The 25,990-nt window shown below is 46.7% G+C and carries 19 protein-coding genes, 3 tRNA genes and 3 rRNA genes; 21 read left to right on the top strand and 4 right to left on the bottom strand.

Annotated elements, in window-relative coordinates; translation table 11 throughout:
* Positions 1-42: 42 nt before the first annotated feature.
* From QY318_01710 to rrf, 12 genes are all read left to right on the top strand, one after another.
* Entirely contained in the window at positions 43-1,500 is a 1,458-nt protein-coding gene (locus QY318_01710; protein ID WKZ31461.1) for a 5'-3' exonuclease H3TH domain-containing protein, read from the top strand.
* The gene (locus tag QY318_01705; GenBank protein ID WKZ31460.1) at positions 1,493-1,726 is read left to right on the top strand and encodes a hypothetical protein; all 234 of its coding nucleotides are present in this window, start codon (positions 1,493-1,495) and stop codon (positions 1,724-1,726) included. Before QY318_01710 ends, QY318_01705 begins: the two co-directional genes overlap by 8 nt.
* Complete coding sequence (locus QY318_01700) at positions 1,680-2,795, top strand: DNA polymerase (protein WKZ31459.1); 1,116 nt, start codon at positions 1,680-1,682, stop codon at positions 2,793-2,795. The genes QY318_01705 and QY318_01700 overlap by 47 nt, the downstream gene beginning before the upstream one ends.
* 83 nt (positions 2,796-2,878) lie before the next feature.
* Positions 2,879-4,144 carry a hypothetical protein gene (locus tag QY318_01695; protein ID WKZ31458.1) on the top strand — a complete coding sequence of 422 codons (1,266 nt, stop codon included), beginning with the start codon at positions 2,879-2,881 and terminating at the stop codon, positions 4,142-4,144.
* A gap of 7 nt (positions 4,145-4,151) precedes the next feature.
* Positions 4,152-4,322 carry a hypothetical protein gene (locus tag QY318_01690; GenBank protein WKZ31457.1) on the top strand — a complete coding sequence of 57 codons (171 nt, stop codon included), beginning with the start codon at positions 4,152-4,154 and terminating at the stop codon, positions 4,320-4,322.
* On the top strand, positions 4,294-4,746 hold the full coding sequence (locus QY318_01685; GenBank protein WKZ31456.1) for a hypothetical protein: 453 nt from the start codon (positions 4,294-4,296) through the stop codon (positions 4,744-4,746). Before QY318_01690 ends, QY318_01685 begins: the two co-directional genes overlap by 29 nt.
* Before the next feature lie 90 nt (positions 4,747-4,836).
* Positions 4,837-5,679 carry a S41 family peptidase gene (locus tag QY318_01680; GenBank protein ID WKZ31455.1) on the top strand — a complete coding sequence of 281 codons (843 nt, stop codon included), beginning with the start codon at positions 4,837-4,839 and terminating at the stop codon, positions 5,677-5,679.
* 493 nt (positions 5,680-6,172) lie between these two features.
* Positions 6,173-7,744, top strand: a 16S ribosomal RNA gene (locus tag QY318_01675).
* A 168-nt stretch (positions 7,745-7,912) separates the two neighbouring features.
* Positions 7,913-7,986: transfer RNA gene (locus tag QY318_01670), tRNA-Ile, on the top strand.
* 52 nt (positions 7,987-8,038) lie between these two features.
* Positions 8,039-8,112: transfer RNA gene (locus QY318_01665), tRNA-Ala, on the top strand.
* Positions 8,113-8,348: 236 nt separating this feature from the next.
* Positions 8,349-11,502: ribosomal RNA gene (locus tag QY318_01660) — 23S ribosomal RNA — on the top strand.
* A 297-nt stretch (positions 11,503-11,799) separates the two neighbouring features.
* A 5S ribosomal RNA gene (gene rrf / locus QY318_01655) occupies positions 11,800-11,916 on the top strand.
* Together the 16S, 23S and 5S rRNA genes with 2 tRNA genes alongside form the textbook arrangement of a ribosomal RNA operon.
* Before the next feature lie 100 nt (positions 11,917-12,016).
* Here the strand turns inward: rrf and QY318_01650 are convergent.
* Complete coding sequence (locus tag QY318_01650; GenBank protein WKZ31454.1) at positions 12,017-12,973, bottom strand: alpha/beta fold hydrolase; 957 nt, start codon at positions 12,971-12,973, stop codon at positions 12,017-12,019.
* A gap of 27 nt (positions 12,974-13,000) precedes the next feature.
* On the opposite strand from QY318_01650, the gene nth reads away from it, so the two are divergent.
* A complete protein-coding gene (nth, locus tag QY318_01645; protein WKZ31453.1) occupies positions 13,001-13,648 on the top strand; it encodes an endonuclease III in 648 nt (215 codons plus the stop codon).
* A 5-nt stretch (positions 13,649-13,653) separates the two neighbouring features.
* Here the strand turns inward: nth and QY318_01640 are convergent, their stop codons facing one another.
* The gene (locus tag QY318_01640; GenBank protein ID WKZ31452.1) at positions 13,654-14,325 is read right to left on the bottom strand and encodes a hypothetical protein; all 672 of its coding nucleotides are present in this window, start codon (positions 14,323-14,325) and stop codon (positions 13,654-13,656) included.
* 226 nt (positions 14,326-14,551) lie between these two features.
* Positions 14,552-15,025 (bottom strand): hypothetical protein, encoded by a 474-nt coding sequence (locus tag QY318_01635; GenBank protein WKZ31451.1) that lies wholly within the window; start codon positions 15,023-15,025, stop codon positions 14,552-14,554.
* Between the two features lie 133 nt (positions 15,026-15,158).
* Here QY318_01635 and QY318_01630 point away from each other — a divergent pair, with 133 nt between their 5' ends.
* From QY318_01630 to QY318_01600, 7 genes are all read left to right on the top strand, one after another.
* Positions 15,159-16,049 carry a hypothetical protein gene (locus QY318_01630; GenBank protein ID WKZ31450.1) on the top strand — a complete coding sequence of 297 codons (891 nt, stop codon included), beginning with the start codon at positions 15,159-15,161 and terminating at the stop codon, positions 16,047-16,049.
* 142 nt (positions 16,050-16,191) lie between these two features.
* On the top strand, positions 16,192-17,436 hold the full coding sequence (locus QY318_01625) for a S1 RNA-binding domain-containing protein (protein WKZ31449.1): 1,245 nt from the start codon (positions 16,192-16,194) through the stop codon (positions 17,434-17,436).
* Between the two features lie 178 nt (positions 17,437-17,614).
* Positions 17,615-20,125 carry an ATP-dependent Clp protease ATP-binding subunit gene (locus QY318_01620; protein ID WKZ31448.1) on the top strand — a complete coding sequence of 837 codons (2,511 nt, stop codon included), beginning with the start codon at positions 17,615-17,617 and terminating at the stop codon, positions 20,123-20,125.
* Positions 20,126-20,143: 18 nt separating this feature from the next.
* Positions 20,144-21,493 carry a DNA repair protein RadA gene (gene radA, locus QY318_01615; GenBank protein ID WKZ31447.1) on the top strand — a complete coding sequence of 450 codons (1,350 nt, stop codon included), beginning with the start codon at positions 20,144-20,146 and terminating at the stop codon, positions 21,491-21,493.
* Positions 21,494-22,069: 576 nt separating this feature from the next.
* Positions 22,070-23,320, top strand: a complete 1,251-nt coding sequence (gene rho, locus QY318_01610; protein WKZ31446.1) for a transcription termination factor Rho — start codon at positions 22,070-22,072, stop codon at positions 23,318-23,320.
* Positions 23,321-23,484: 164 nt separating this feature from the next.
* The gene (locus QY318_01605; protein WKZ31445.1) at positions 23,485-23,616 is read left to right on the top strand and encodes a hypothetical protein; all 132 of its coding nucleotides are present in this window, start codon (positions 23,485-23,487) and stop codon (positions 23,614-23,616) included.
* 234 nt (positions 23,617-23,850) lie between these two features.
* Positions 23,851-24,858 (top strand): M23 family metallopeptidase, encoded by a 1,008-nt coding sequence (locus QY318_01600; GenBank protein WKZ31444.1) that lies wholly within the window; start codon positions 23,851-23,853, stop codon positions 24,856-24,858.
* A 239-nt stretch (positions 24,859-25,097) separates the two neighbouring features.
* On the opposite strand, the gene QY318_01595 is transcribed toward QY318_01600, so the two are convergent.
* Positions 25,098-25,171: transfer RNA gene (locus QY318_01595), tRNA-Ala, on the bottom strand.
* A 229-nt stretch (positions 25,172-25,400) separates the two neighbouring features.
* Here QY318_01595 and QY318_01590 point away from each other — a divergent pair.
* Entirely contained in the window at positions 25,401-25,850 is a 450-nt protein-coding gene (locus QY318_01590; GenBank protein ID WKZ31443.1) for a hypothetical protein, read from the top strand.
* Positions 25,851-25,990 lie beyond the last annotated feature (140 nt).

Raw genomic sequence — 25,990 nt, 5'->3', positions numbered from 1 at the left:
AGTTATAGGTTAGCGGCTGCGGATGATTAGGTTAAACCGCTTATGGCTAAAACTCCAACAGTATTGGCAATCGATGCAAATGCAATAGTCCACAGGGCTTTTCACGCCTTTCCTCCAAATCTGACTACTACTACCGGGTTGCAGGTGAATGCTGTATACGGATTTACCGCAATGCTCCTGAGCGTTCTTGAGCAGTTTGAGCCTGAATATATTTTTTGCGCATTCGATACCCCCAAGCCGACATTCCGTCATACAAAGTATGTTGAATATAAAGCTCAAAGGAAGCCTGTTGATAAATCGCTAACCGATCAGTTTCCAGTAGTAGAAGAGGTGTTAAATGCATTTAATATTCCGATAATTAAAAAGGATGGGTTTGAGGCGGATGATATATTGGGGACAGTCGCCAAGTGGGTGGATAGTGGAAAGTGGCAAGATTATGGCGTGGAGTTGGTAATTGTGTCGGGTGATAGGGATCTTTTGCAGCTTATTACGCCGAAGGTTCGTATTGCTCTGCCGGCGGGGAGCTTTAAAAATCTGCTTCTTTATGATGCCGAGACTACATATAAGAGGTATGGCTACTACCCTGAGCAGGTGATCGATTATAAGGCTATTGTAGGTGATGCTTCTGATAATATCCCAGGGATCAAGGGTATTGGCGATAAGAGCGCTCTTGAGATGCTTGGGTTGTATAAGTCGCTTGAGGGGATCTATGAAAATATCGATAAACTTAAGCCAAGGCAGCAGAAGCTGCTGGCTGAGGGGGTGGAGCAGGCGCAATTTAGTCGTGAGTTAGCCACAATTGACCAGGCGGTTGATCTGGATCTGACTCTGGAGGCTTCTACATTACGCGATTTTAATCGTGAAGAGGTAATCTCTCTCTTTGGGCGGTTGGAGTTTAGATCGCTGGTCAATAAAATTCCTCAGTCATCGCGAACGGATGAAGGTGGGGATCAGCTAGGTATATTTGGTGAGACTAAAAGTAGCGGCGAGTCTAAGGAAAGTAGTGAGGCCACGGAATCTTTGAGTGACGAGTTTAATGAAATTCATGAAGTTAATGAAGATGAATTGGTAAAGAAGGTGGATGAAGCTGCTCAAGTGTACCTTCTTGCTCTGTCTGGGAAGTGGGTGGTAGCAACTGTGGATAAATCGGGAGAACTTTCAGGGTTAATCTTGGAGGGGGAGGGTCGTGAAACCCTGTTAAGTGATCTCATGCGAAAATTGGTCGTGACGCCCTGTGAAACTATAATTCACAACAGCGAGGCACTTTTTGCAGTTCAGGGTGCTGACGTAGATTTCGACAGTGTAAGCTGCAGCTTTATTGACCTGAAATTGGCAGCCTTCCATATGTCATCTGGATTGCGTGACTACAGCCTTACTTCATTAATTTTTAATGAAGTGGGCAAGAATTTGCATGAAGAGGTCAATAATTTTCAGGATGCGGTCCGACTTGTCTACTATTCAAAAAAGCTTGCTCGGAGCTTACAACGAAAAGATGGGTAGCTATGCTCTAGGCGAGTATGCGGCTAGTCGCATCGGATCTGTGAAGAAGGTTTATAAGAATTGCGATACCGAGATTGAGGCGGTCATTAAAGGGCTCGAGCCTGAAGTGTCATACACGCTGGCTCGAATGGAGAGGCGAGGGATACGCGTAGATAAAGAGGAGTTAGCAAGCTTCAAGGTTGAACTGCAAGAGCAGGGTCGATCTGCTGCAGAAAACTGTATTTGAAGCTGTCGGTCATGAGTTTAACCTCAATTCTCCTAAGCAATTGGGAGAGGTGCTGTTTGATGAGCTACACCTCCCAGGTGGTGGCAGGGCGAAGAGCACACGCGAAGAGGTGCTGCTTACATTGAAAGAGATGCACCCAGCGATTGAGTCAATTCTTCAATATCGTGAAGCTGCAAAAGTGCTCGGCACCTATGTAAACCCGTTTGAGGAGATAATGAAAAGCGCCGAGGATGGACGAATCCATACTGACTTTGTGCAGACAGGGGCATCTTCAGGACGCTTCTCATCCTTAAATCCCAACCTGCAAAATATCCCAGCCAGAGGTGATCTCGCTGAGAAGGTGAGGAAATTCTTTATCCCTGGTGATGGATTTTGCCTAGCCTCATTTGACTATTCACAGATCGAGTATCGAATTGTCGCTGATGCATCAAATGACCCAGTACTGATCAAGTACTTCGATGAAGGGCTTGATATTCATAGAAATACGGCGTCGAAGCTGTTTAAGGTCTCGGCAGAAGAGGTGACTTCAAAGCAGCGAAATGTCGGCAAGACTGTAAACTTCGGTATCTTGTATGGTCAGTCAAAGTTTGGGCTCTCTCGAATGCTTGGTATCTCTCCCGAAGAGGCAGATCTATACATCAAGACCTACTATCAGACCTATGCAGGTGTGGCTGAATATATGAATCGTGCAGTTCAGGAGGCGCAATCGCGAGGCTATGTTGAGTCGATGTTTGGCAGGCGCAGATATATGAGTGGGCTAAACTCGGCAAATAGCCGCATCATGAATGCTGCCGTACGCGAGGCAATCAATATGCCGATGCAGGGAAGTGCAGCGGATATTATGAAGTTGGCGATGGTCGGAATCCAGCGTGAGATCGATAAGGAGTGGGGTGAGAAAGTATTCCTGCTACTGCAGATCCACGACGAGTTTGTGCTGGAGATTGAGAAGGGTGTCGTGGAAGAGGTCGCCAAGAAGATTGAGGAGATTATGGAAAATTGCGTGAAGATGAGCCTGCCGTTGAAAGTGGGGTGGGGGTATGGTGATAATTGGGCCGAGATAAAGGAGTAGTCCGACCACCCGACCACTTGCTTCGCAAGTGGGTCGAGCAAGTGGTCGGGTGGTCGGACTGAGTTAATATCGTTTAAGCAAATATGAAATTTCTTGAGCTCGCTGAGCTATTCGAAAAATTGGAGTCAACCTCAAGTCGCAATGAGATGACTGCACTGTTGGCCGGCTTTATTACCCGCAACAGGTCCGAGAGTGAGCAGCTTGCTATGGCTGCATATCTCTTCATGGGTAGGGTGGCACCACTATTTGTACCTGCGGAGTTTAACTACTCTGAGAAAAGCATGCTGAATGTAATGGTCGGAATCGCAACTCAGCTTGGAGGTGAGGTCGATATAACTAAGCTGCGCTCAGAGCTTGGCGATGCGGGGCTTGTAGCTTTTCAGCTCTCTGAGAAATTAGATGGCTCCGGCAAAGCGGAAGGCTATCAGGTAAGTGATCTGTATGAGCAGCTGTGGAAGATAATTAATACATCGGGCTCAGGCTCGATTGCAACCAAGAGCAATATCGCTGGCGAGATTCTGGTGCGGCTAACTCCAGTTGAGGCTAAGTTTTTCGCGAGAATCGTCTCGGGCAAGATGAGACTTGGTGTTAGCGTGAAGACATTTCTTGATGCAATCTCGGTAGCTCTCAAGGGCGACAAGGGCATGCGTGAGCGGCTCGACCGCTGCTACGGGGTGGATCCAGATATTGGTTGGCTACTGTATAGCATGCTAACTCATGGAGAGGGAGGTGTAGATGGAGAGCTCGTTGTTGGAATTCCGCTCCATTCGAGGCTGGTTGAGAGGGTGAAGGATTTTGATGAGGTATTTACTAGACTGGGCGAGGAGATAATCTTCCAGCCAAAATTTGATGGGTTGAGGTGCCAGGCGCATGTTGGTGTTAAATATGTCGAATCCACGATGGGTGAGCGTGTATGGATTGAGCCTATGAAAATGCACAGCTCTACTGCTGGCGAGGGTGGGGCACTTGGGCTGTTTGCAGCTGATCAGTCAGCAGGGGATAGCGGCGTTGAGCTTTTCTCTAGAAATCTTGAGCGGATGACCAGCATGTTCCCGGATGTAGTGGCTGAGCTTAGCAAGCATATAGATGAGGGAACCGTGCTTGATTGCGAGGTGATAGGGTGGGATGCAGATACTAGGTCGTTCCTGCCTTTTCAAGAGACGATGAGTCGGAAGCGTAAGCATGGTATCGATGCAGCGACGCTTGATATCCCTGTGAAGCTGTTTGTATTCGATATCTTGGCGTATAAGGGTAAATCGTTGCTGGATAAAGATACTGAGGAGAGGCTGGAGCTGCTGGATAAGTTGCTGTCGGAAGTGCCGGCTAGACTCGCTGATTGCGAAGACTGACACAAGAGTGATCAAGAGCCGCGAGGAGCTAGACTCATTCTTTGTCCAGAGTGTGGAAGAGGGGCTTGAGGGGTTAATTGCAAAATCAAAGAAGGGTGGGTATCAGCCTGGCGTGACGAAATTTCGAGTGGATAAAGCTGAAGAAGTCTATGGACAAGGAGCTTGTCGATACAATTGATGTGGTAATCATGGGCTACTACTTCGGCTCTGGAAAGAAAACGCAGTTCGGGATGGGTGCGCTGCTTGGGGGAATCTACAATCCTGAGAGCGGCAAGATCGAGTCTGTGACCAAGATAGGCACTGGCATTACCGATGGGCAGTGGCGAGAGATCGCTATGCGATTGAAGGAGATTGAGGTGAAGGATCGACCAAAACAGTACAGTGTGGCGCGCGAGCTTGAGCCCGATGTGTGGGTTGCGCCAGAGGTTGTAAGCACAGTTGAGGCGGATGAGATCACCAAGAGTAAGCTGCATGTAGCTGGTAAGGGTGAGCTTGGGTATGGGCTGGCGCTCAGGTTTCCAAGGCTAGTTGAATTTGATAGGGATAAGACGGTAGAACAGGCGACTACGAGCGACGAGTTTGTGAAATTGTGGGGGAAGTAGGTAAATTAATAGCGTAGAATTCATTTGATTGATGATATAAAAAGGCCAGAAGTAAAAGATGGGCCGCATACGTTTTTTCAGGATTGTGCGTTGGAGGTCTGTAAAATTGTATTTGAGAACTCTATTTTTGCAGAAGGGTTGGTTGAGCATGCCCTGCAAAGAGATGTTGTCGAGATGGCTTCTTCAGATGGCGGTTATTATACAGCTCTTGAACACATTCTATCTGCACTTAGGAAGCAAGGAGACAATCACTCCTACCTTAGTTCGGTAGGGCAGTTTGAGCAGCCAAACAGTGAGGCATCTCAACCCAAAGCAGAGTTTATAAGTAGCTGTGGCTATATAGAAGTGCCGGGCATATCAGGCTTTGATGAAAGTGAGTTTACTCTCTATATTGAAAGATTGCGTGGGTATATCAAAGAAATGGACGAGATGGGTGTCGAGGGGTGGATTATAGATCTTAGGTCAAATAATGGGGGTAACATGCAGCCCATGATTGCGGGGATTGGGGAACTTTTTGATTCAGAGGTCTTAGGATACTTTATCTCAAAGGGAGGGAAGCGTTATACTTGGGGGTTCCGTGGTGGGTACTATTTGTACAATAATGTCGTGGGGATAGGTGCGCGTGCTATGCATGGCATTGGGAGAAAGCCGATTGCGCTGCTTGTGGGAAGTGCTACAGCCAGTTCTGGTGAAATGGTATTGGTCTCATTTATGGGAAATAGTAATACGCGGACGTTTGGTAATCATAGTGCAGGTTATCTCACCGGAGTAACCCCATTTAAATTGCCCTGTGGGAGGATACTTGGGCTCGCGACAGCTCAAGTTGCAGATAGAAATGGCACGGTTCAGAGCGGGGTTATTAATCCGGATGTGGTGTGCGACGAAGATAATGCACTGGCACTGGCGATTAAATGGATAAGGACACAAGAGTAGATCAACTTTGAATTGGGCAGCTAGGTATGATCAAGAGGAAGTAGGTGCTGGGTCTGTAATTCGTCAGTATTTCTCCCTTGTGAGATGCCCAAATTTCTGATATAATCCCCCACATAAAGAAATACGGGATGGAACAGGTTTCCTCTTGGGCACTACCAGGCGGTAGGCGACCCTACGAAAACCTCAAGAAATGTTGACAGGATCGGCATGAAGTGATATAAGCGTAATTGTTCGTGCGTGTGACTGCTTCAGTATTTGGTAACCCGAATACTGATCAGAAATATGTTGATCTTTGAAAACTGAAAAGTGGTAGGAAGTCTTTCACAATACTGTGAAAGCACTTTCTAAAGAAGTTCCTTCGTGAACTTCATAGGAAGTCCAGTAATAGTCGTCTATGGATTAATTCATTAATTCCATGGACGCAATTTTTAAGTAATAGCCAACAATAGAGCATACTCGCTTGCGAGTGTGCCCTGGTTGTGTGAAAAACTTTTTCAATGAGAGTTTGATCATGGCTCAGGATGAACGTTGGCGGCGTGCCTAAGGTATGCAAGTCGAACGGTCACTTTGTTTCGGAGGCTTCGGCCAAAGAAACTCTTTGTGACAGTGGCAAACGGGTGAGTAACGCGTAGGTAACCTGCCCCGAAGTCGGAAATAGCTCTTCGAAAGGAGTGGTAATATCCGATAGTCCCAGTCCGCTAACTTATAGTGTCGTCGACACTATAAGTTAGCGGACTGGGTAAAGCTCCGGCGCTTCGGGAGGGGCCTGCGTCCTATCAGCTAGTTGGTGAGGTAATAGCTCACCAAGGCTAAGACGGGTAGCTGGCGTGAGAGCGCGAACAGCCACAATGGGACTGAGACACGGCCCATACTCCTACGGGAGGCAGCAATTAGGAATCTTGCGCAATGGGGGCAACCCTGACGCAGCGACGCCGCGTGGAGGACGACGGTCTTAGGATTGTAAACTCCTTTTATGTGGGACGAATAAATGACGGTACCACATGAATAAGCACCTGCTAACTACGTGCCAGAAGCATCGGTGATGCGTAGGGTGCGAACGTTATCCGGAATTACTGGGCGTATAGAGATGCGTAGGCGTCTTAGCAAGTCTTTTGTTAAAGACCGAAGCTTAACTTCGGAAGTGCATTGGAAACTGCTAGGATTGAGACAGAGAGGGGTGAATGGAATTCCCGGTGGAGTGGTGAAATACGTTGATATCGGGAGGAACACCAGAGGCGAAGGCGATTCACTGGCTCTGTTCTGACGCTAAGGCTCGAAAGCGTGGGTAGCAAAACGGATTAGATACCCGTGTAGTCCACGCTGTAAACTCTGGATGCTAGCTGTTTGGCATGACTGTTTATATTCTTCGGAACATAGACGGAAGTGCTGAGTGGCGCAGCTAACGCGATAAGCATCCCGCCTGTGGAGTACGGCCGCAAGGCTAAAACATAAATGAATTGGCGGGGACCCGCACAAGCGGAGGAGCGCGTGGTTTAATTCGATGGCAATCGAAGAACCTTACCAAGATTTGACATACTGATCGTATCCTATCGAAAGACTGGAGTCAGTTCGGCTGGATCAAGTACAGGTGCTGCATGGCCGTCGTCAGCTCGTGTCGTGAGATGTAGGGTTAAGTCCCGAAACGAGCGCAACCCCTATCCCATGTTACAAGTGTCTTGGGAAACTGCAGCGGTAAAACGTTGAGGAAGGTGGGGATGACGTCTGGTCCTTATGGCCTTTATATCTTGGGCGACACACGCGCTACAATGGCCGGTACAACGGGAAGCCAAACCGCAAGGTGGAGCTAATCCTAAAAAACCGGTCTCAGTTCGGATTGAGGTCTGCAACTCGACCTCATGAAGTTGGATTCGCTAGTAATCGTAGATCAGCCATGCTGCGGTGAATACGTTCTCGGGTCTTGCACACACCGCCCGTCATGCCATGGAAGCAGGTAATACCTGAAGGGGTCTCATATTTATATGGGGCTACGAGGGTAATGCTTGTGACTGGGGTAAAGTCGTAACAAGGTAGCCGTAGGGGAATCTGCGGCTGAATTACCTCCTTTCTAAGGAGAAAACCTAACCTAGAAGGTTGTCTAGGTCATTTATTGCATCGCTTAGGCGTTGCACGAGAGACTTTCCTACCACTTTTAAGTTTTCAAAGGTTGAGCTCATTACATTGGAATAAACTTGCAAGCAACCTTAATCTTGCCCGCAGAACTTGGAACTCTAGTGGGCGTATAGCTCAGTTGGCTAGAGCGCAGTCCTGATAAGACTGAGGTCCCAAGTTCGAGCCTTGGTACGCCCACTGGTGTGCTAAGGTAATGAATGGGAGATAGGGTTGAGATGAATATAGTCGCGGGCCTATAGTTCAGTTGGCTAGAACGCCTCATTTGCAATGAGGAGGTCAGTGGTTCGAATCCACTTAGGTCCAATTTTCAATATGATTTTCTCGAGGTGGCTCGAAGCCAATTCTCGAAAATCATATTAAAAATTGGAGTGGTAGGGTAGTTTGCAGTTCATTAAATATTCATTAAGTGTTTAACGAAAGTTGAGCACTTAACGGAGGGTAAAATCAGTAACAGGACACTTTTAGGTAGGCCAGTCGCTGTTAAAGTATTTTACTCACGGTGTTTGCACATTAACAATCGAATAGAATATTAGTCATTTTAAAAAGCGAATTAAGAGCGTACGGTGGATGCCTTGGCACAAAAAGCCGAAGAAGGACGTGACAGGCTGCGATAAGTCTCGGGGAGCTGCCTAGTGAGCTTTGATCCGAGAATGTCCGAATGGGGAAACCCTGCTGGAGTAATGTCCAGTAGTCCGTTGGTGAAATTTATTAGTCAACGTGACGGGAACGTGGTGAAGTGAAACCTCTCAGTAACCACAGGAAAATATACCGATTTAGTATTCCCTGAGTAGTGGCGAACGAAACGGGAAAAGCCTAAACCTATGTAGTGTAAGAGGAAAGTGAACTGTGATTCGCGTTGCGATGAGCGGGGATCTGAACTCGCAGGTTGTAGCTCGTGCTACATGGGTGTTGTAAGAGTCATCTGATCAATCTACAAGTTGATCGAGAAGTTTGAAAAAATATATTGCTAGCAGAATAGATCTGGAAAGGTCGGCCATAGAGCATGATAGCTGCGTATGTGAAGGCAATGTATCTTCTGATGAATTTCTTGAGTACCACGGAATAAGTGAAACTCTGTGGGAAGCGGCCGGAACCACCCGGCAAGGCTAAATACTTTTTGTGTCCGATAGTGAACCAGTATCGAGAGTGGAAGGTGAAAAGTACCGCTGTTAGCGGAGTGAAATAGTTCCTGAAACCGTATGCTTACAAACAGTCGGAGCCCGATTTATTCGGGTGACGGCGTGCCTATTGAAGAATGATCCAGTGAGTTAGTTGTGCACGGCAAGGTTAAGCCCTTCTGGGGTGGAGCCGAAGCGAAAGCGAGTTCGAATAGAGCGATATCAGTCGTGTGCACTATACCCGAAACCAAGTGATCTAGCCTTGCGCAGAGTGAAGCCCGTCGAAAGACGAGTGGAGGCTCGAACACGTTAGAGTTACAAATCTATGTGATGACGCATGGTTAGCGGTAATATGCCAAACGAACTTGGTGATAGCTGGTTCTCCTCGAAATAGCTTTAGGGCTAGCGTTGCAATTTAATCCTCGGGGGTAGAGCACTGATTGGGTTTGGGGCTCGAAAGGGTACCCGGTCCAGTCAAACTCCGAATACCGAGAGGTACATTGCAGCAGTTACTACCTGGGGGCTAAGCTCCAGCGTAGGAAAGGGAAACAGCCCAGACTGACAGATAAGGTCCCTAAATTCTACCTTAGTGGGAAAGGAAGTGGAGTTTCTCAGACAACTAGGAGGTTGGCTTAGAGGCAGCCATCCTTTAAAAAGTGCGTAATAGCTTACTAGTTAAGAGATTCTGCGCTCAAAATTCAACGGGGCTGAAGGTAGATACCGAAGCTGCAGATTTTCCATCGTCGTGCTTGCACACAATGGAGAGTGGTAGAGGAGCGTTCCATACATGCCTGATTAGCAGTCAGGATATAGCTGTGAAGGTGGCCCGTAAGGAGTCGCTGGAGCGTATGGAAGTGAGAATGCTGGAATGAGTAACGTAAAGCAGGTGAAAACCCTGCTCGTCGAATGTCTAAGGTTTCCATGGCTATGGCAGTCAACCATGGGTTAGTCGGTCCTAAGTTGAGGCTGAAAAGCGTAAGCGAAGGGCAACAGGTGAATATTCCTGTACTACCTAATTTTTGCGATGGAGTCAGAGAGTTGAGAAGGCAAGCCCCCTATTGGTTTGGGGGTGCAAGCAGTAAGTTAGTCGGGCTTGGTAAATCCGGTCCGGCGTTTCCCTTCGGGGATGAACATGAGCTGTGATGCAAAGGTGCACTTCGGGAATCCGATTTGTCAGATTACCTCTCCGGGAAAAACTTCTAGCTATCTTGTCACTTATGTGACTTGAAGAAATTTTAGGTAACCGTACCGCAATCCGACACTGGTGGACTGGTGTAAATGCACCAAGACGTACGAGTGATGCGTTGTTAAGGAACTCGGCAAATTGACCCCGTAACTTCGGAAGAAGGGGGTCCACATGTCATAAGTTTTAATTTGTGGCAATTGTGGAGGCACAGAATAGGGAGGAGCGACTAGTTACCAAAACTACAGGCGCCTGCAAACTCGTAAGAGGATGTATAGGTGCTGACGCTTGCCCAATGCCAGAAGGTTAAGGAAGGTGGTTATCATACTGTTGATTGCACTTGTGCTTTCAACGGTGGAGAAGCTGCCGACTGAAGCCCTGGTCAATGGCGGCTGTAACTATAACGGTCCTAAGGTAGCGTAATACCTCGTCACTTAATTAGTGACTTGCATGAAAAGCGTAACGACTCTTCTACTGTCTTGACAACGCGCTCGGTGAAATTGAAATGGCTGTGAAGATGCGGCCTACCTGTACCAGGACAAAAAGACCCCGTGGAGCTTTACTGCAGCTTCACATTGAATCAGAATTTTGGATGTAGAGAAGTAGGTGGGAGGCTTTGAACCAGACTCGTCAGGGTTTGGGGAGCCGTCAGTGTAATACCACTCTTTCACGGTTTTGCTTCTAACTCCAGGCTGTATAACCAGTCGGAGGACAGTGTGTGGTGGGCAGTTTGACTGGGGCGGTTGCTTGCTAAAGAGTACCGCAAGCGCACAAAGGTTGACTCAACCCGGATGGAAATCGGGTGAAGAGTGCATAGGCATAAGTCAGCTTTACTGTGAGGGGGACACCCCGAGCAGTTACGAAAGTAGGTCTAAGTGACCTTTTGGTTGCGCGTGGAAGCGCCATTATTTAACGGAGATAAGCTACCCCGGGGATAACAGGCTAGTCTCCCCCGATAGTTCATATTGACGGGGAGGTTCGGCACCTCGATGTCGGCTCGTCGCATCCTGGGTGTGGACAAGCACCCAAGGGTTGGACTGTACGTCCATTAAAGCGGCACGTGAGCTGGGTTCAGACCGTCGTGAGCCAGGTCGGTCTCTATCCGGTACAGGCGTTGTATATCTGAGAGATTTATTCCCTAGTACGCAAGGATCGGGAAACGTTAACCTCTAGTGTACCAGCTGTTCCACCAGGAGCATCGCTGGGTAGCTAAGTTGATTAGGGATAAGCACTGAAAGCATATAAGTGCGAAGCCCCGCTCAAGATTAGATATACTTTTCTCCCTTGAGGAGAATGAAGTCCCGTAGCTAGATTACTACGTTGATAGGCTCTAGGTGTAAGTACAGCAATGTATTTAGCCGAGGAGTACTAATCGGACGAATGCTTTTTGAATGATTTTATTCTATTCGGTTTTTAGTGTGTAACCCCGCAAGGGGATACGCACTAGTACGGAGGTCGGACTGCGCAAGCAGTCCAACCGAAGTACATAGCTCTTTCGAATTAAAAGTCCTGAGAGTCACTATTTATTTAGTGGCTGTCAGGCCAAATAGTGCAAGTGCTCGTATCGTGGAACTACGCCAAGCGTAGTGAAACATGCGACCTCGGAGAATTTGTGAAATGTATACAAATTTTTCTGTTGTACGTAAGGGGTTTTTATAATCCCGCGTGTAATAAACTTGTTCTATGTGGCCTGGCGATTGTAGCGGAGCGGCACTACCTGATTCCATCCCGAACTCAGAAGTAAAACGCTTTAGCGCCGAAAATACTTGGTCCGAAAGGTCCCGGGAAGATAGGTCGTTGCCAGGACTTTTTGACAACTAAAAACCCCGCTAACTTATAGTGAGCATCTCACTATAAGTTAGCGGGGTTTTGTTTTAATGAAACAATTGTGAAATTACTCCGTGGTTTACTCGTTAAAGAATAGTAGTAGCTCGTCCATGAGCTCGGTGTCTACACCCCAATGGTCTACCCCAGGAAGTAGCACCAGATCAATGTTATTTCCATGTGCATCTGCAGCAGTTTTGAAGTTACTACTGAGGAATGAGCCAACATTTACATCGGCTTCACCGTGCCAGATCTTCACAGGTTTATCGTTTAGGGACTGCATTTCTTCAGCTGTCCATACACTTGGGCGAGTAGTGGGGGCGAGCAATCCGATCTTGGCCACTGTGTCAGGATAAGCAAAGGCATACTCAAATGTTGGGAGTCCACCCATGCTATGCCCGGTAAGGTAAACTTTTGGTTCTGTCTCATATCTTGACTGTATCCACTCGACCATTGCCCGGATATCCTCTACTGACTGGGCACTTCCCCAGTTCTCGCCGTGCTCGTTAGACGCTGCGAAGATATAGTTTTGCTTAGTAAAGAAATCGCCATATGAGCGCATTTCTAGCATAAATTCATCGGAAAAATCGTTGGTAATTAAGGTAATCGAGCCGTGACTGTATACAATAATAGTGGGAGGATCTTCTGGATCGATCTCTATGGGGTGTGCGATATATGCTGCCTGACCACCTATAGTGGGAGTCTTCTCGAAGAAGTGACCATCAGGAGTAACTGGTACCTCGTTGTAGGTAATATTTTGCTTTATCGGTTCTATAGGCTGATCATTATCATCTTCTTGCTCAGCTTCTTTATCGCCCGAGCGATCCTTCGGGCTTAAGGAGGAGCGGAGTGAGTCATAGAAACGATCGCTGCTCTCGGGGTAGAAGGTGTTGTAGATAAACAGCGCATCTACCAGGATGAATATTATTGCGGCTATGATAACTAACGTAGCGTTTTTGCGCCGTCGGGATCTACTCTGAGTAGTCATATCGGTTACTCCTAAATTTTTGCTTGTAAGGTTAATACTTCTGTTCCCCATGTGATCCCTATTAATATATAATCATGTATGACCAAAAAAGAGCGGGCCAACATAATTCTCCAAGAAATCGAAGAGCTTTTCCCCGGTGCCAAGTCAGAGCTATCCAACTGGGACACACCCTTCCAATTCTTGATATGCATCATTCTATCAGCTCAAACCACAGATGCACAGGTGAACAGGGTCACTTCGGGCTTGTTTGCTAAATATCCTGACCCGCCAGCTTTGAAAAAAGCACGCCTGGCCACAGTACAGAAGCTAATCCACGGTGCAAATTATAAAAACAATAAGGCAAAGCATATAATAGAGACCGCTAGAATGATCGACGAGGATTTCTGTGGTGAAGTGCCAGATAAAGTCGAGGAGCTGGTGAAGCTGCCAGGTGTTGGAAACAAAACTGCAAATGTCTTCCTCAACGATCTGTACGAGAGCAACCAGGGGATAGGGGCGGATACTCATATTATGCGGGTCTCTCAGCGGCTTGGACTCACCAATAAGAAGAAGCCTGGAGACATTGCGTATGATCTGCAGCGGCTGTATGACCGCGCGGATTGGCATAGGGTGAATACGCTTTTCGTACTATATGGTAGATATTATTGTAAGGCTCGGGTGAAGCCGGAAGTGTCGAAGTGTATTTTTAAGGAGAGGGGATGGTGTAGTTGGTGTGCGGGTAAGTGAACTGTCTATTCGTTGGGTGCTTGTCTGGCGAAAGCAGCTCTAAATGTGTCTAGGATGTAGAGCATTTCAGGTAGATTAACGTGACGCAAAGAGTTGACTCCAGCAACTCTTGACTCTCTCCATGCATTTTCTGGATAATATCCATCTTGGTTTTCGTAGTAAGAGTTAGGTCTCGCAAGTCGCTCTTTCAGTGATCCCATTGTTGTGAATCCATGCAGATCTTCAACCGCATATAGAAGGAAGTTGGAAATAGAGGGGTCGTCTTTGTGGTATTGGTAATAGTGTAGACCGTTTGCGAGGTTAAGGAGCTTGGTCCATGCGTGAACCATATTTACCCATGGAGCGATCTCAATCTCCTCCTTAGGTTGTTCAACAATACTGCCATTCTCGTCGGTTCGTATAGGATGCTCTGCGGTTAGGAAGGCTGGAAATAGATGATCCCTTAGCGCTTCTATGGTGTAAAGATATCTTAGTTTTGTGTTAACAGTACTATTATCAACGCTTGTTACTCTCTCAATCGCAAATTTGTCAGGGATTTCAGTTTCGAGGAGAATTGGAATCAATCTGTTTCCAATCTCAGCTCTTGCTTGTTCTGGAGAGATTTTTTCCTCCGGAACGCCCTGAAGCACCTGGTCCCAGGTTAAAGCAGCCGGTTGTTGTTCTGATTCGTTAGGCACTTGTAGCATAATCTATTATAACACTTTTGCGATGTTATAGGCTGGGTTATTGAAGGTATCGAGTTAATGTGTGTCGAGCCTTATGTCATGATTAAGTTGTCGTAGAGGGGAATATAGGAGATTCTGTGTATAATTGAAGATTAGGGGTAACCCGAGATGCTGTCGAGGCAATCGAGTGGGTTACCCCTAATTTCATTTTGTCTGTTCTTGGTTGATTTATAAAGTGTTAACTTTTGCTAATTAATGGCAAGAAATTTCTGTGTCCAACGAAAATATCAACGCCCTGACCGCGTGTTATGCAGAGAACTTCGCCTTCAGCATCAAAGAGTATAACGCCAGTTTCGTTGAACATTGGTCCAGTTAGTCCGCCACGCATTTGGGTTGTACCCGTGATGGTTTCACCAGGCTCAAGGAAGTCGGCGCTGCCAACTATCCATACTGCCTGGCCAAAGCCCACCACAAACTGCAAGTGCTCCTGCGTTAATCCCGTTTCGTTGGTAAGAGTTGCTGTAAATGTCACCCATTCCAAAACTTCGGGATTGCTATCGCTAGCCTCAAGATTCATATTGAAGCCTGGTACGCAATCAGGATAGGGATCAGCTTGTTCAGATTGCTGAGCCTTTACAGCATTTTGCAGCCCGAAACCTAAACCCGATGCTGCCAGCAGTGCTACGAATATAACAACTAGTCTTTGCTTCATTTTTATCTCCTATTTTCTTTTTCAAAGAACAGACACTCATAAATACGCGCTTACTAACATCAGGTAACGCCGTTATATTACTAGCCCGATTGACCTGGGCTTTCACAGCTGATGCTATAATCGAAATAGAACCATGGAATACCACGAAATCAACCAAAGCCAATACTCAGAAATCGACACCAAACTTGCTAATGCCTTTGGTGAGGAGAGATCCTTCTATCAAAGAATGCCATCTCCAGAATCAACAACATTCCACAAAGCGTTCCGATGTACACAAGAACAGCAAGAAGTAGGAATATTAACGCTCTGGAGTAGGGCAGTTCACGATAAAGTTCTCTATTTCAATATGCTTCTTTTTGACAGTGGTAGCACTAACCAGCTTGAGCCTATACTTAACAAAGCCTTCGAGATATCGCATGAAAGGTCTTTACCGCTTCAGGCAGGGCATGACGTATCGCATGAGCAGTATCTTAATTTCTTAAGCGATAACGGCTTCAAGGTGGTGATGAAAACGTATGAAGGCACAGTAGGACTTCACTACAGCTTTGTAACGAAGGATGTGTCGCTTCCAGAGAGGGTTGTGGCGACTAAGCTCGAAGCTCTTGATAAAGCGGCGGCAGCGGAGCTTTCTGATCTAGCTTTGCAGAAATATGCTGATTGTCACCCTCACAACCCAGTAGTTGGGTCAATTTACAAAGAGTATTGGGATAGAGATATGTCCAGCGAAGCGATAAATAAGCAGCTTTCGCTCTGTTTCAAGTTGGAAGGTAAAATTATAGGATACATAATATTGGAAGAGAGCGATGGAGACGGGGAGCTGTTCCTACTCGACTTCTGGCTAGCGCCCGCTACAACGGAACAGTCTCAAACATATGTTGAGTACGCAATGAGTGCAATGATGAATGCCGGCTATGAAAAACTATCATTTGAAGCAGATAGCACAGATGAAAATTTAATGAGGCTACTCAATCTGGCAGGCTACCCACTTGATGAGAGTCAGGCTTTTCTGACATTGCAGAGTTAGGTAATGACTGACCTCAGCGCAGCCTTAACCACCTTCCCCAAAACCCAGCTCCCGTGCTATAATCGCCCCATAAATCCACAGGCAATTAACATATGGAATTACCGGTACTGTGGAGCCAGTAAATCCGAGGCTATGAATTACTATGGCAAAAACAAACGCGGACCAGTTGTATTCACAATTGGATCAATTCATTGCAGACGACTCAAACCAGCCAAAGCGCCTCACCTCAGGTGAGATTGTTGAGGGCACGGTGGTCGATATCAGGCCTGGAGCTATCATCGTAGATGTTGGCTACAAGTCAGAGGGAATTGTTGCTGGGCGAGAGCTGAAGTCGGATATGATCGACGTCAACAGCTTGAAGGAAGGCGACACACTTTTAGTTTATGTTGTACGTCCAGAGGACGAAGAGGGTCAGCTGATTCTCTCAGTGCGCAGGACACAGCAGGCAGGTGTCTGGCTAGAGCTTGAAGAGGCTAAGACAAATAACGATGTTGTTGAGGCTACAGTTGTAGAGTCAAACAACGGTGGTGTTATCGTGCAGCTTAAGGGCGATGTACGAGGCTTTATCCCTACATCACAGCTTGATGCGCAGCGAGTGTATGTAAATGGTGTTCGACAGGTTGGTAAGGATATCTCTGCTAAGGTACAGAAGAAGCTAACCAGTCTGGTTGGTGAGACTATCAAGACAAGAATTATTGAGCTCGACCGCGAGAAGAATAGGATTATCCTCTCAGAGAAGATGGTTACCCAGGAGAGAGACCTCGAGAGACGAGAGAAGACTCTTAAGTCTGTCAAAGAGGGTGATGTACTCAAGGGAGAAGTTAGCGGTATTACACCATTCGGTATCTTCGTTAATGCTCAGGGACTCGAGGGACTTGTACACCTCTCAGAGCTATCATGGGACAAGGTTGAGAATATCGAAAGCCTATATAAAGTGGGTGACACTGTTCAGGTTATGGTTATCGGCATCACAGATGGTGGTAAGCGAGTAGCCTACAGCGTCAAGAGATTGCTCACAGATCCATGGTCAGAGCTTATTGCTAAATATAAGGTTGGCGATGTTGTCGACGGTGAGGTACAGAAGGTTGTGGACTTCGGTGCATTCGTAAGAATTGACGAAGGCTTGAACGGACTTGTGCATATCTCAGAGATGTCAGACAAGCTTGTTCGAGATCCACGAGATATCGTATCCCAGGGAGACAAGGTAAAGGTGAAGATCCTTTCGATCTCATCAACCGAGCGACACTTGGGCTTGAGCCTGAAGTGGGACAGCGAGACTAAGAAGTCTAAGATCTCTTCAGATGATACAAGCTCAGAGACAGTAGACTCTGCAGAATTGGCAGAGAAAGTAGAAGAGGCTTTGAAAGAGGAGAACCCTTCAGACTAATAGAAGGTTCGATCAAAGCGAAAACCCCCGCTAACTTATAGTGAGGAACTCACTATAAGTTAGCGGGGGTTAATTTAGATTTAAAGAAAGTACCGCTATACTTTCTAGGCGAATTAAGGACTATCCATTGAGCTAGATTGAAAGTATAATCCTTGATACTGGGGTCATTGATCAATATATGAATAAAAGCAAGAAGCAAAACTATTTCAGCAAGCTGAGCGAGAACGCCCGGATATCAATCCGGTTCGCTTCTGATATCGCGACTACACTCTTCGACAAAGAGGTGACTCCTCTGCACCTATTCCTGGGCATACTGCTCAATAAGGAATCGATAGGCTCTAAAGCCCTCACAGCGATGGGGGTAGACACAACTCAGACATTGCAGAAGCTCGCTGGCACAACTCTATTGGCGTTTGACCGCGCGAAATTTGAGAAAAATACAAAAGATATCCTGCTATCGAAAGAATCAAAGGATGTAATCCGAGTCGCTTACTCAATAGCAAGCAGCTCTTCTCACGTGTATGTAGGTACCGAGCATATCCTTCTAGCCATTCTCCGCCAGACAGATCTTAAGATAACCCAAGAGCTAGAGGATGCAGGGCTGACCTACAAGTTCTTCAAGGAGAACCTCTCTAACTTCGCTACATACCCGATCGGCATACTGGCTAAGCCAGAGCTCCAGGACGACATGGACGGCGAAGAGAGCCAGCTAGGACTGCTTGGTCAGGATCTAGTCGAGCTCGCAAGAGATGGAGTGTTTGACCCGCTGGTAGGAAGAGAAGATGAGCTGGAGCAGATAATAAATGTATTGAGCCGTCGTCGTAAGAATAACCCTGTAATAATTGGAGACCCTGGAGTAGGCAAGACAGCAATAATCGAGGGGCTAGCCCAGCTGATCGCTGCTGGCACAGTGCCAAACTCATTAATGAACACACGACTGATCTCGCTTGATGTATCAGCGCTGCTGGCAGGCAGCAAACTGCGCGGTGATGTTGAGGAGAAGGTGTTGGCCATCATCAGCGAGGTAGCCGAATCGAAAGATGTCATTCTCTTTATCGACGAGATCCATAATATCCTGGGGACAAACTTCCCTGGCGGTGGGATGGATATAGCTGCTGTGCTGAAGCCGGCGCTGGTGAGAGATGATTTCAGGGTGATCGGTGCGACGACTACGGTAGAGTTCTCGAGATATTTTGAAGAGGATAATGCTCTGGTGAGGAGATTCCAGCCGATATTTATCGAGGAGCCTTCGATCGAGGAGAGCATTGAGATTATGCATAGGGTTGAGCCTATATTAGAGAAGCACCACAATGTGAATATTAGCGAAGAGGCGATCGAGGCCTCGGTGAGGCTATCAGATCGATATGTGAGTGACCGATTCCTGCCAGATAAGGCTATCGACCTTATGGACGAAGCGGCGGCGTCACGAAGATTGCAGTTGGAGGTGAAATATAAAGATCTAGCCGACCTGATGGGTGAGTACCAGGCAGCACTGCGTGGCAAAGAGAAGGCTGTATTTGAGGGTGATATGGAGACAGCCAAGAAGATGCAGCAAAGGGAGAGGGCGATCCAAGATCAGATGGACCAGGTAAAGAAGAAACGAACCCGCAGCAAATACACATCGAAATATAAGGTAGACGTCGACGCTATCCAGGAGACAATCTCGAAGTGGACAGGTATCCCTGTAACCACGATCAGCACAGAGGAGACCGATATCTTGAAGAAGCTTAACGAGCGATTGGGGACCAAAGTTGTAGGCCAGGAAGAGGCTGTTAACGCGGTTGCTTCTGCTATCAAGCGTGCCCGTACGGGCATTTCAGCATCCGATAGGCCGTGGGCATCATTGCTATTCCTGGGGCCGACAGGTGTGGGCAAGACAGAGCTGGCAAAAGTGCTTACCGAGCTGCTTTTTGGTGATGAGGATAGATTAATCCAGATCGATATGAGCGAGCTTATGGAGATGCACAGCATCTCTAAATTGATCGGCTCGCCACCAGGCTATGTCGGATATCGAGAGGGTGGTCAGCTCACCGAGAAGATTCGGAAGCGACCTCACTCGGTAATACTGTTCGATGAGATAGAGAAAGCTCATCCTGATGTGCTAAATATCCTCTTGCAGATCATGGAGTATGGCCACCTGACGGATGGTAAGGGGCATAAGGTTGATTTTAAGAATACGGTTGTAATTCTAACCTCTAATATTGGAGCTGAGGAGATCCGAAAGGATAAGGTGCTTGGCTTCGCCGCAAATCTAGAGAAGAATCAGCGTTCAGATTCAGAGATAGAGGCGGCTTTTGAGAGCATGCGCGATGATCTGGAGAAAGAGTTGAAAGATACACTCCGTCCAGAGTTGCTCAATAGGCTTGATGACATAGTGATCTTCAGATCACTGACCAGGAAAGATGCAAGGATGATTGTATCGCTGCTCGTTGATGAGCTAAATGGTCGTCTAAGGTCTAAGAAGATCTCGCTATCATTGGATAAAGACGTAGTAAATAAGATCGTAGAGGATGGGTTTAGCGAGGAGTATGGTGCGCGAAATTTGAGGCGTGTGCTCCAGGATAAGGTTGAGAGTGCACTAGCAGATTACCTGCTGGACAGTAGGAATGGCAAGTCAAAGAAAGTAAACGGAGAGAAGGCGAAAAGGCTTTCGGTCGTCCTGAAGAATGGTGAAATTGCGATAAGTTAGTGAACAGACTGTGACTCAATGAAGTATAAGTGTGTCAATTGTGACAATATCTCACTCAAATGGGAAGGGCGATGCTCGGCTTGTGGCGAGTGGGGAAGCTATGAAGAGTTCGAGGAAGTTACTGCTAAGAAAGCTGGACTGACCGGAGTCTCAAGAGGCGCTGCCGATGTTCAAAGCCTAAAAAGTATCTATGCCAACAAGGAGAAAGTTGAGCTCTCACAGAAGCGATTAAGCTCTGGATTTGATGAGTTTGACCGTGTACTTGGTGGAGGGTATGTCCCAGGTGAGGTGGTAATCTTAAGTGGTGAGCCTGGGATCGGCAAGTCAACGCTCCTGCTCCAGTCGGTTGTGAAAATAGCCAAGTCCAACACTGTGCTTTATGTCACTGCCGAGGAGTCGGTGAGTCAATTTATGTCGCGAGTCGAGCGCATCGGTGGCTCAAAATCTATCTCAGCCAACCTTCTTGTGAGTTCTGAGGTAAATCTTGAATCAATTGTCGCCGCAATCGAGAGCGAGAAGCCTGATTTTGTTGTTGTTGACTCAATTCAGGCGATTGTAAGTGAGCGATCTACCAGCTACCCAGGCAGCATTGCACAGGTAAGATTGTGCGGAGTTGGGCTAACAGAGGTGGCAAAGCGGCTCTCTATCCCTCTTGTCATAGTTGGGCAGATCAATAAAGAGGGTGGTGTAGCCGGCCCGAAGATCTTGGAGCATACAGTAGACTGCGTCTTATATATGGAGGGGCAGGGAGATGGCTACTATCGCATGCTCAAAGGACTCAAAAATAGGTATGGATCAACATTTGAAGTAGGTGTGTTTGAGATGGAGTCGGGTGGTCTAATGGAGGTCATGGACCCATCAAGTGTGTTTATCGAGGGCACCGATCTATCGCCTGGATCTTGTCTAAGTGCACTGGTAAATGGCTCCAGAGTAGTATTTGTTGAAATACAGGCGCTAGTGGTAGAGCGTGGTGCTACTGCTGGTCCGCTCAGGCGAGTGGCAACCGGCATTAGCAGGCAGCGTTTAGAGATGTTGTGCGCGGTGCTTACAAGGCATACGGGTGTATTCCTGGGGGATAAAGATGTGTTTGTAAATGTGGCTGGTGGTATTAAAGCAGAGTCGCCCTCGGTAGACCTTGCTGTATGTGCTGCGATCAAGTCATCTGCGATAAACTCTAAGTCCGATCCATACTCTCTCTATGTAGGTGAGGTTGGGCTGACTGGCAGGATCTCTGGATTCTTAGGTTTGGATGCTGTCATGAAAGAGGCTGGGAGGTTGGGGTATAAGAAAATTGTAACTCCTCAGTCTGGTAAGGCGAGCTCGAAGGTGAAAGTTACAGCTGTAAAAAGTATATCCAAGGTGGTGTAGAGGAGAGGGCTTTTTCAATGTCTGGATACATGCCTTGTTTAATTATCCACAATTCTTGTAATAATATCTATGCATTGTGTAAATCGTAACATCTGTAGACGACCTGCGTTAAATATGCTGTATGTATAGTGAATGTAAGGGTGTGTACAACCGACTAAATGATATAGGGTTGACACATGGTAATATTATAGGTATAATGTACAAGATCATTGAAATAGGTTCATATTCATATTTTTAGATAGGAATAGTGGACTTATGTGAAGCTTCTTACTCCCAGGGTTTGGTTGAAGAGTCCCTTCGTACTGAGCCCTCGGAGTAGGAAGTTCCCCTTTTAGATACATCTATGCAGCTCTCTGAGCTCCGAAATGATGTAACCTGATCACTCTGTATACAGAAGTGTACAAAGTTATTGGGGTCGGTCGGGGCAGTGCCGATCCCAAATTTCCTAGTTTGACTTGTGATTTTCAGATGTATATAATCCATTAATCAATCATCACTTTTTCACCTAAAAGCATTGTCACTTAGAGAGATTCCCCAAATTTTTATCGTAATATAATTTTTTCCAATTCCTTATCAATGAACATTAAAGAACTCGATCAGAAGCCGCTTTCCGAGCTTCGCAATATGGCTAAAAAGCTAAATATGCAGGAGTTTATGGAATTAAATAAGCGAGATCTGATAATTGAGATTCTTAAGGTGTCTACTGATAAGGAAGGGTTTATCGCCGTCGAGGGTATCCTCGAGGTGATGAAGGATGGAACACACGGTGTATTGCGCACAGATGGTGTGCTCCCGGGTGAGAACGATGTATATATTTCCGGCTCCCAGATCAAGAAATTCAACCTAAAAGAGGGTGATATTGTTGGCGGTCCGGCTAGACTACCAAAGGATAAGGAGAAGTATCTCAGCTTGTTGCGAGTTGATACAGTTGGTGGTCATCCAGCTGCAGAGGCTGTAAGTAGGCCTGCATTCAATAAGATGACTCCAGTATTTCCTCAACAGCAGATCAAGCTTGAGACAGATGCAACCGTGATCTCCACGAGGATTATTGACCTGCTCGCACCTATCGGTTTTGGACAGCGATCCATGATTGTTGCTCCTCCTAAGGCGGGTAAGACTACACTGTTGAAGGAAATTGCGCACGGAATTTCCGAGAACCACCCAGAAGCCAAGCTTATGGTTGTCCTCGTAGGTGAGAGACCTGAAGAGGTGACCGACATGGAGCGCAGTGTTAAGGGTGAAGTATACGCATCAAACTTCGACGAGCTGCCTGAGCATAACTGCAAAATCGCAGAGATGGCTCTTGATAAGGCAAAGCGAATGGTAGAGTGGGGCCACGATGTGATCATCTTGATGGACAGCATCACGCGTCTCGCTCGTGCTTACAACATCACTATGCCAACATCGGGTAGGACTCTTTCAGGTGGTTTCGACCCAGTAGCCCTATACCCTCCAAAGCGATTCTTCGGTGCAGCCCGAAACTTTGAAAATGGCGGGAGCCTCACGATCGTCGCAACCGCACTTGTTGATACAGGTAGCCGAATGGACGACCTGGTATATGAGGAGTTCAAGGGTACTGGAAACATGGAATTGCACCTAGACAGGCACTTGCAGCAGAAGAGAATCTACCCTGCGATTGATGTGACTGCTTCAGGTACACGAAATGAAGAGCTTCTTCTCGATAAAGAGGTGCTCAACCAGGCATGGAGAATTAGAAGGATGCTGGAGGTCCTAGAGAATAATGACGAGCCTACAGAGGTGCTTATCAACCGAATGAAGAAAACAAAGAACAACAAGGAGTTTCTTGCGACTCTTCACGAAGCTTAGTATCGAGGGTATAAATATTAGCCTATAGTAGGTAAAGAAAAGTTTGATATAAATTTTCTCTTTGCTATAATTACCTCTTGTAATGGAAACACCCGGGGAAACTAGCTCTAGCAAGCCCCCAAAAAACAACAAGTTCATCCAAGGATTGAACTTCAGACAAATAAGTGAGAGAGGAGGACTTAGCATCCACCGAGGTAAGCGGCAGGAGTGATGGTAACCTCTTTATTAAAGAAATCGGCTCTTATGCCGATGATACTCCGGAAATTGCGATTATTAGTAGCGAGAATGCTCTTTAAGCGATTTGCTCGCAAGATTGGGTACGACTTTTGGCCAGTACAATTCTTTGTAGACACGGCACAGTATCTTGGATCCCGAACGCGTCTTTTCTTTGTCCTTTCTACAGTATTTGTAGAGGTACTCACCAATCAATTTGAATCATCAAAGCGATTCTTGATTCGGAAAGATGTTCTGGGGTAGAGGAAACCTTTTCAAATTTACTATTCAGTTCCTGAGTGCTGTCTTTCATCGTGATGATACTTGTGTCCGGCGTCTATAAGCAGGGTGCATTGCCAAAAGAGTTCCAGGCACTTACACCTCAAGCAAATATTGCCCATGCGACTGACGTCTTGGTGCAGAACTCATCTACAAAGACATCTGTCTCCCAAGAAATCGCGAGAACCGACAATATTGAATATATTGTCAAGGGTGGAGACACCCTAAGCTCAATTGCTACAGATCACGGTATCAATGTGGATACAATAATGTGGGCGAATGAATTGACTTCTGCTAATGTGCTGAAGCCGGGGCAGAAGCTGGTCATTCCACGCCAAGACGGTGTATATGTGAAGGTTAAATCGGGTGATACAGTAGCATCGCTTGCCGAGAAGTATCAGACACAGCCTCAGCTGATCGTTGAATGGAACTGGCTCGACCCAGATGAAAATGGTAATTACAATATTGAGGCAGGAGAAGATCTATTCCTACCTGATGGTAAAGCACCACAGCCAGTAATTATCGCAACTAGGCGTCCAGCCACATACACTGGTGTCGTAGCATCTCCAACCGCAGCTCCGGGCTACTCAAACCCTAATCTAGGTGTTGGCCGATTCCTTGGATGGCCAGTAGCAAATGGAGCAGGCTACCTGTCCCAGTGTTACTCTGGATGGCATAGGGCGATCGATATCGCGAGCCGAAATGTAAACTTCAAGCCTGACATTGTTGCTTCTGCTGACGGTGTGGTTACTTTTGCAGGCTGCCAATCAGGCTACTGTCCAGCACCTGGAGTAGAGGTTGGTGGTACAGGTCTAGCCTGGACCGTAATGGTAGACCATGGTAACGGCCTCACATCAATCTATGGCCACTTGAATCAGATCTATGTAACCAATGGTCAGCGTGTTTCAACAGGCGAGGCTTTAGGCCAGATGGGTCGAAGCGGTACAGCCTATGGTGTTCACGTACACTTCGTCTTGGTAAAGACTGGTACATGGACTGCATATCACCCTGGCGCATATATGATTAATGGCCTTTGCGGATACTAATCTTGTGTGAGTTGCTTCACTGAGCTGTCCTACGGCAGCTCTTTAACGTTCAGCAACTCACACAATCTTAGTAGATGGGTAGTACAATCCTCTGCGTGGGCATTTTGATTCAATAGATTAATAGCATGACGTAGCAATTTCCCTTTGGGTGATGCTATTCAGCAGTTTTCCATGTGTATTTCGACGAACGTTAGAGCTCTGCGAAGCAGGGCAGTGAGTCGGAATACACATGGAAAACCTGGACCTGGTGAGACTTGAACTCACGACCTTTTCGATGCCATCGAAACGTTCTAGCCAACTGAACTACAGGCCCACATCTTAGGTGTTAAAATTTTACTCGCTAACACGTCCGAAAATTTTAACACCTAAGATGTGGGGGGAAGATACTTAATACTCTTCCAGCGCAAACTCTTTGTGACACTGCTTGCACGAAATTATACCAGAAAGGCTTATCTCAGCAAGACTTGTTTGTATAGTCGCATAGCACACTGGCCTATAGGATGATATAATTATGCTGTGGATAAGTTCTTGGAGATAATTGTATGACGGATATAGTTCAGGGTGGGCCTTTGGGAGGGTTCACAACGCTCCATGAGGTATGGAGTACGAGGTACCGTGATCCAGAAAAGGGCGAGCTGGTTAATGCAGTTTACCAACTTGCACAAGAAGCTGCTACCATTCGGTTTGGCGAAACATTTGAAAACGTTAATATAAGCCAACATCCTGTAGCTGCTGCACTAATAGCGATTCTGAATTATATTGATGACTTAGAAGTAGTTAGCTTGTCGCATACTGCCATTATGCTGACTGATTTGCAATGGAGCAGGTCATTAAGGTTTTGTTGGGACGGCAATAGAGAGTCACTCAATTTTTTTCTTACATCCTTTAACCAGCCAACATACCAACGGTACATCAACATTCGCAGACAGGAGGTGGCAGGGGAGCTTTGCTGGATTGCAGAGCAATACCAGCTACCTACAGGAGAGGCATGATTGAACCCAATTGCATTATCAAGTAAAATCCATAAATGGTGACTAAATATCGCACACAACTCCTCGCGATAGTATTCCTCCCTTCGGGGATGTAATTTTCTTTCCACAACCTATTACAGAATTGGCTGTTAGACGGTATA

This window comes from Candidatus Dojkabacteria bacterium (genome assembly GCA_030583845.1).
Lineage (GTDB): Bacteria > Patescibacteriota > Dojkabacteria > SC72 > JAHDCA01.
This window is presented reverse-complemented; position numbering and strand designations above follow the sequence as displayed.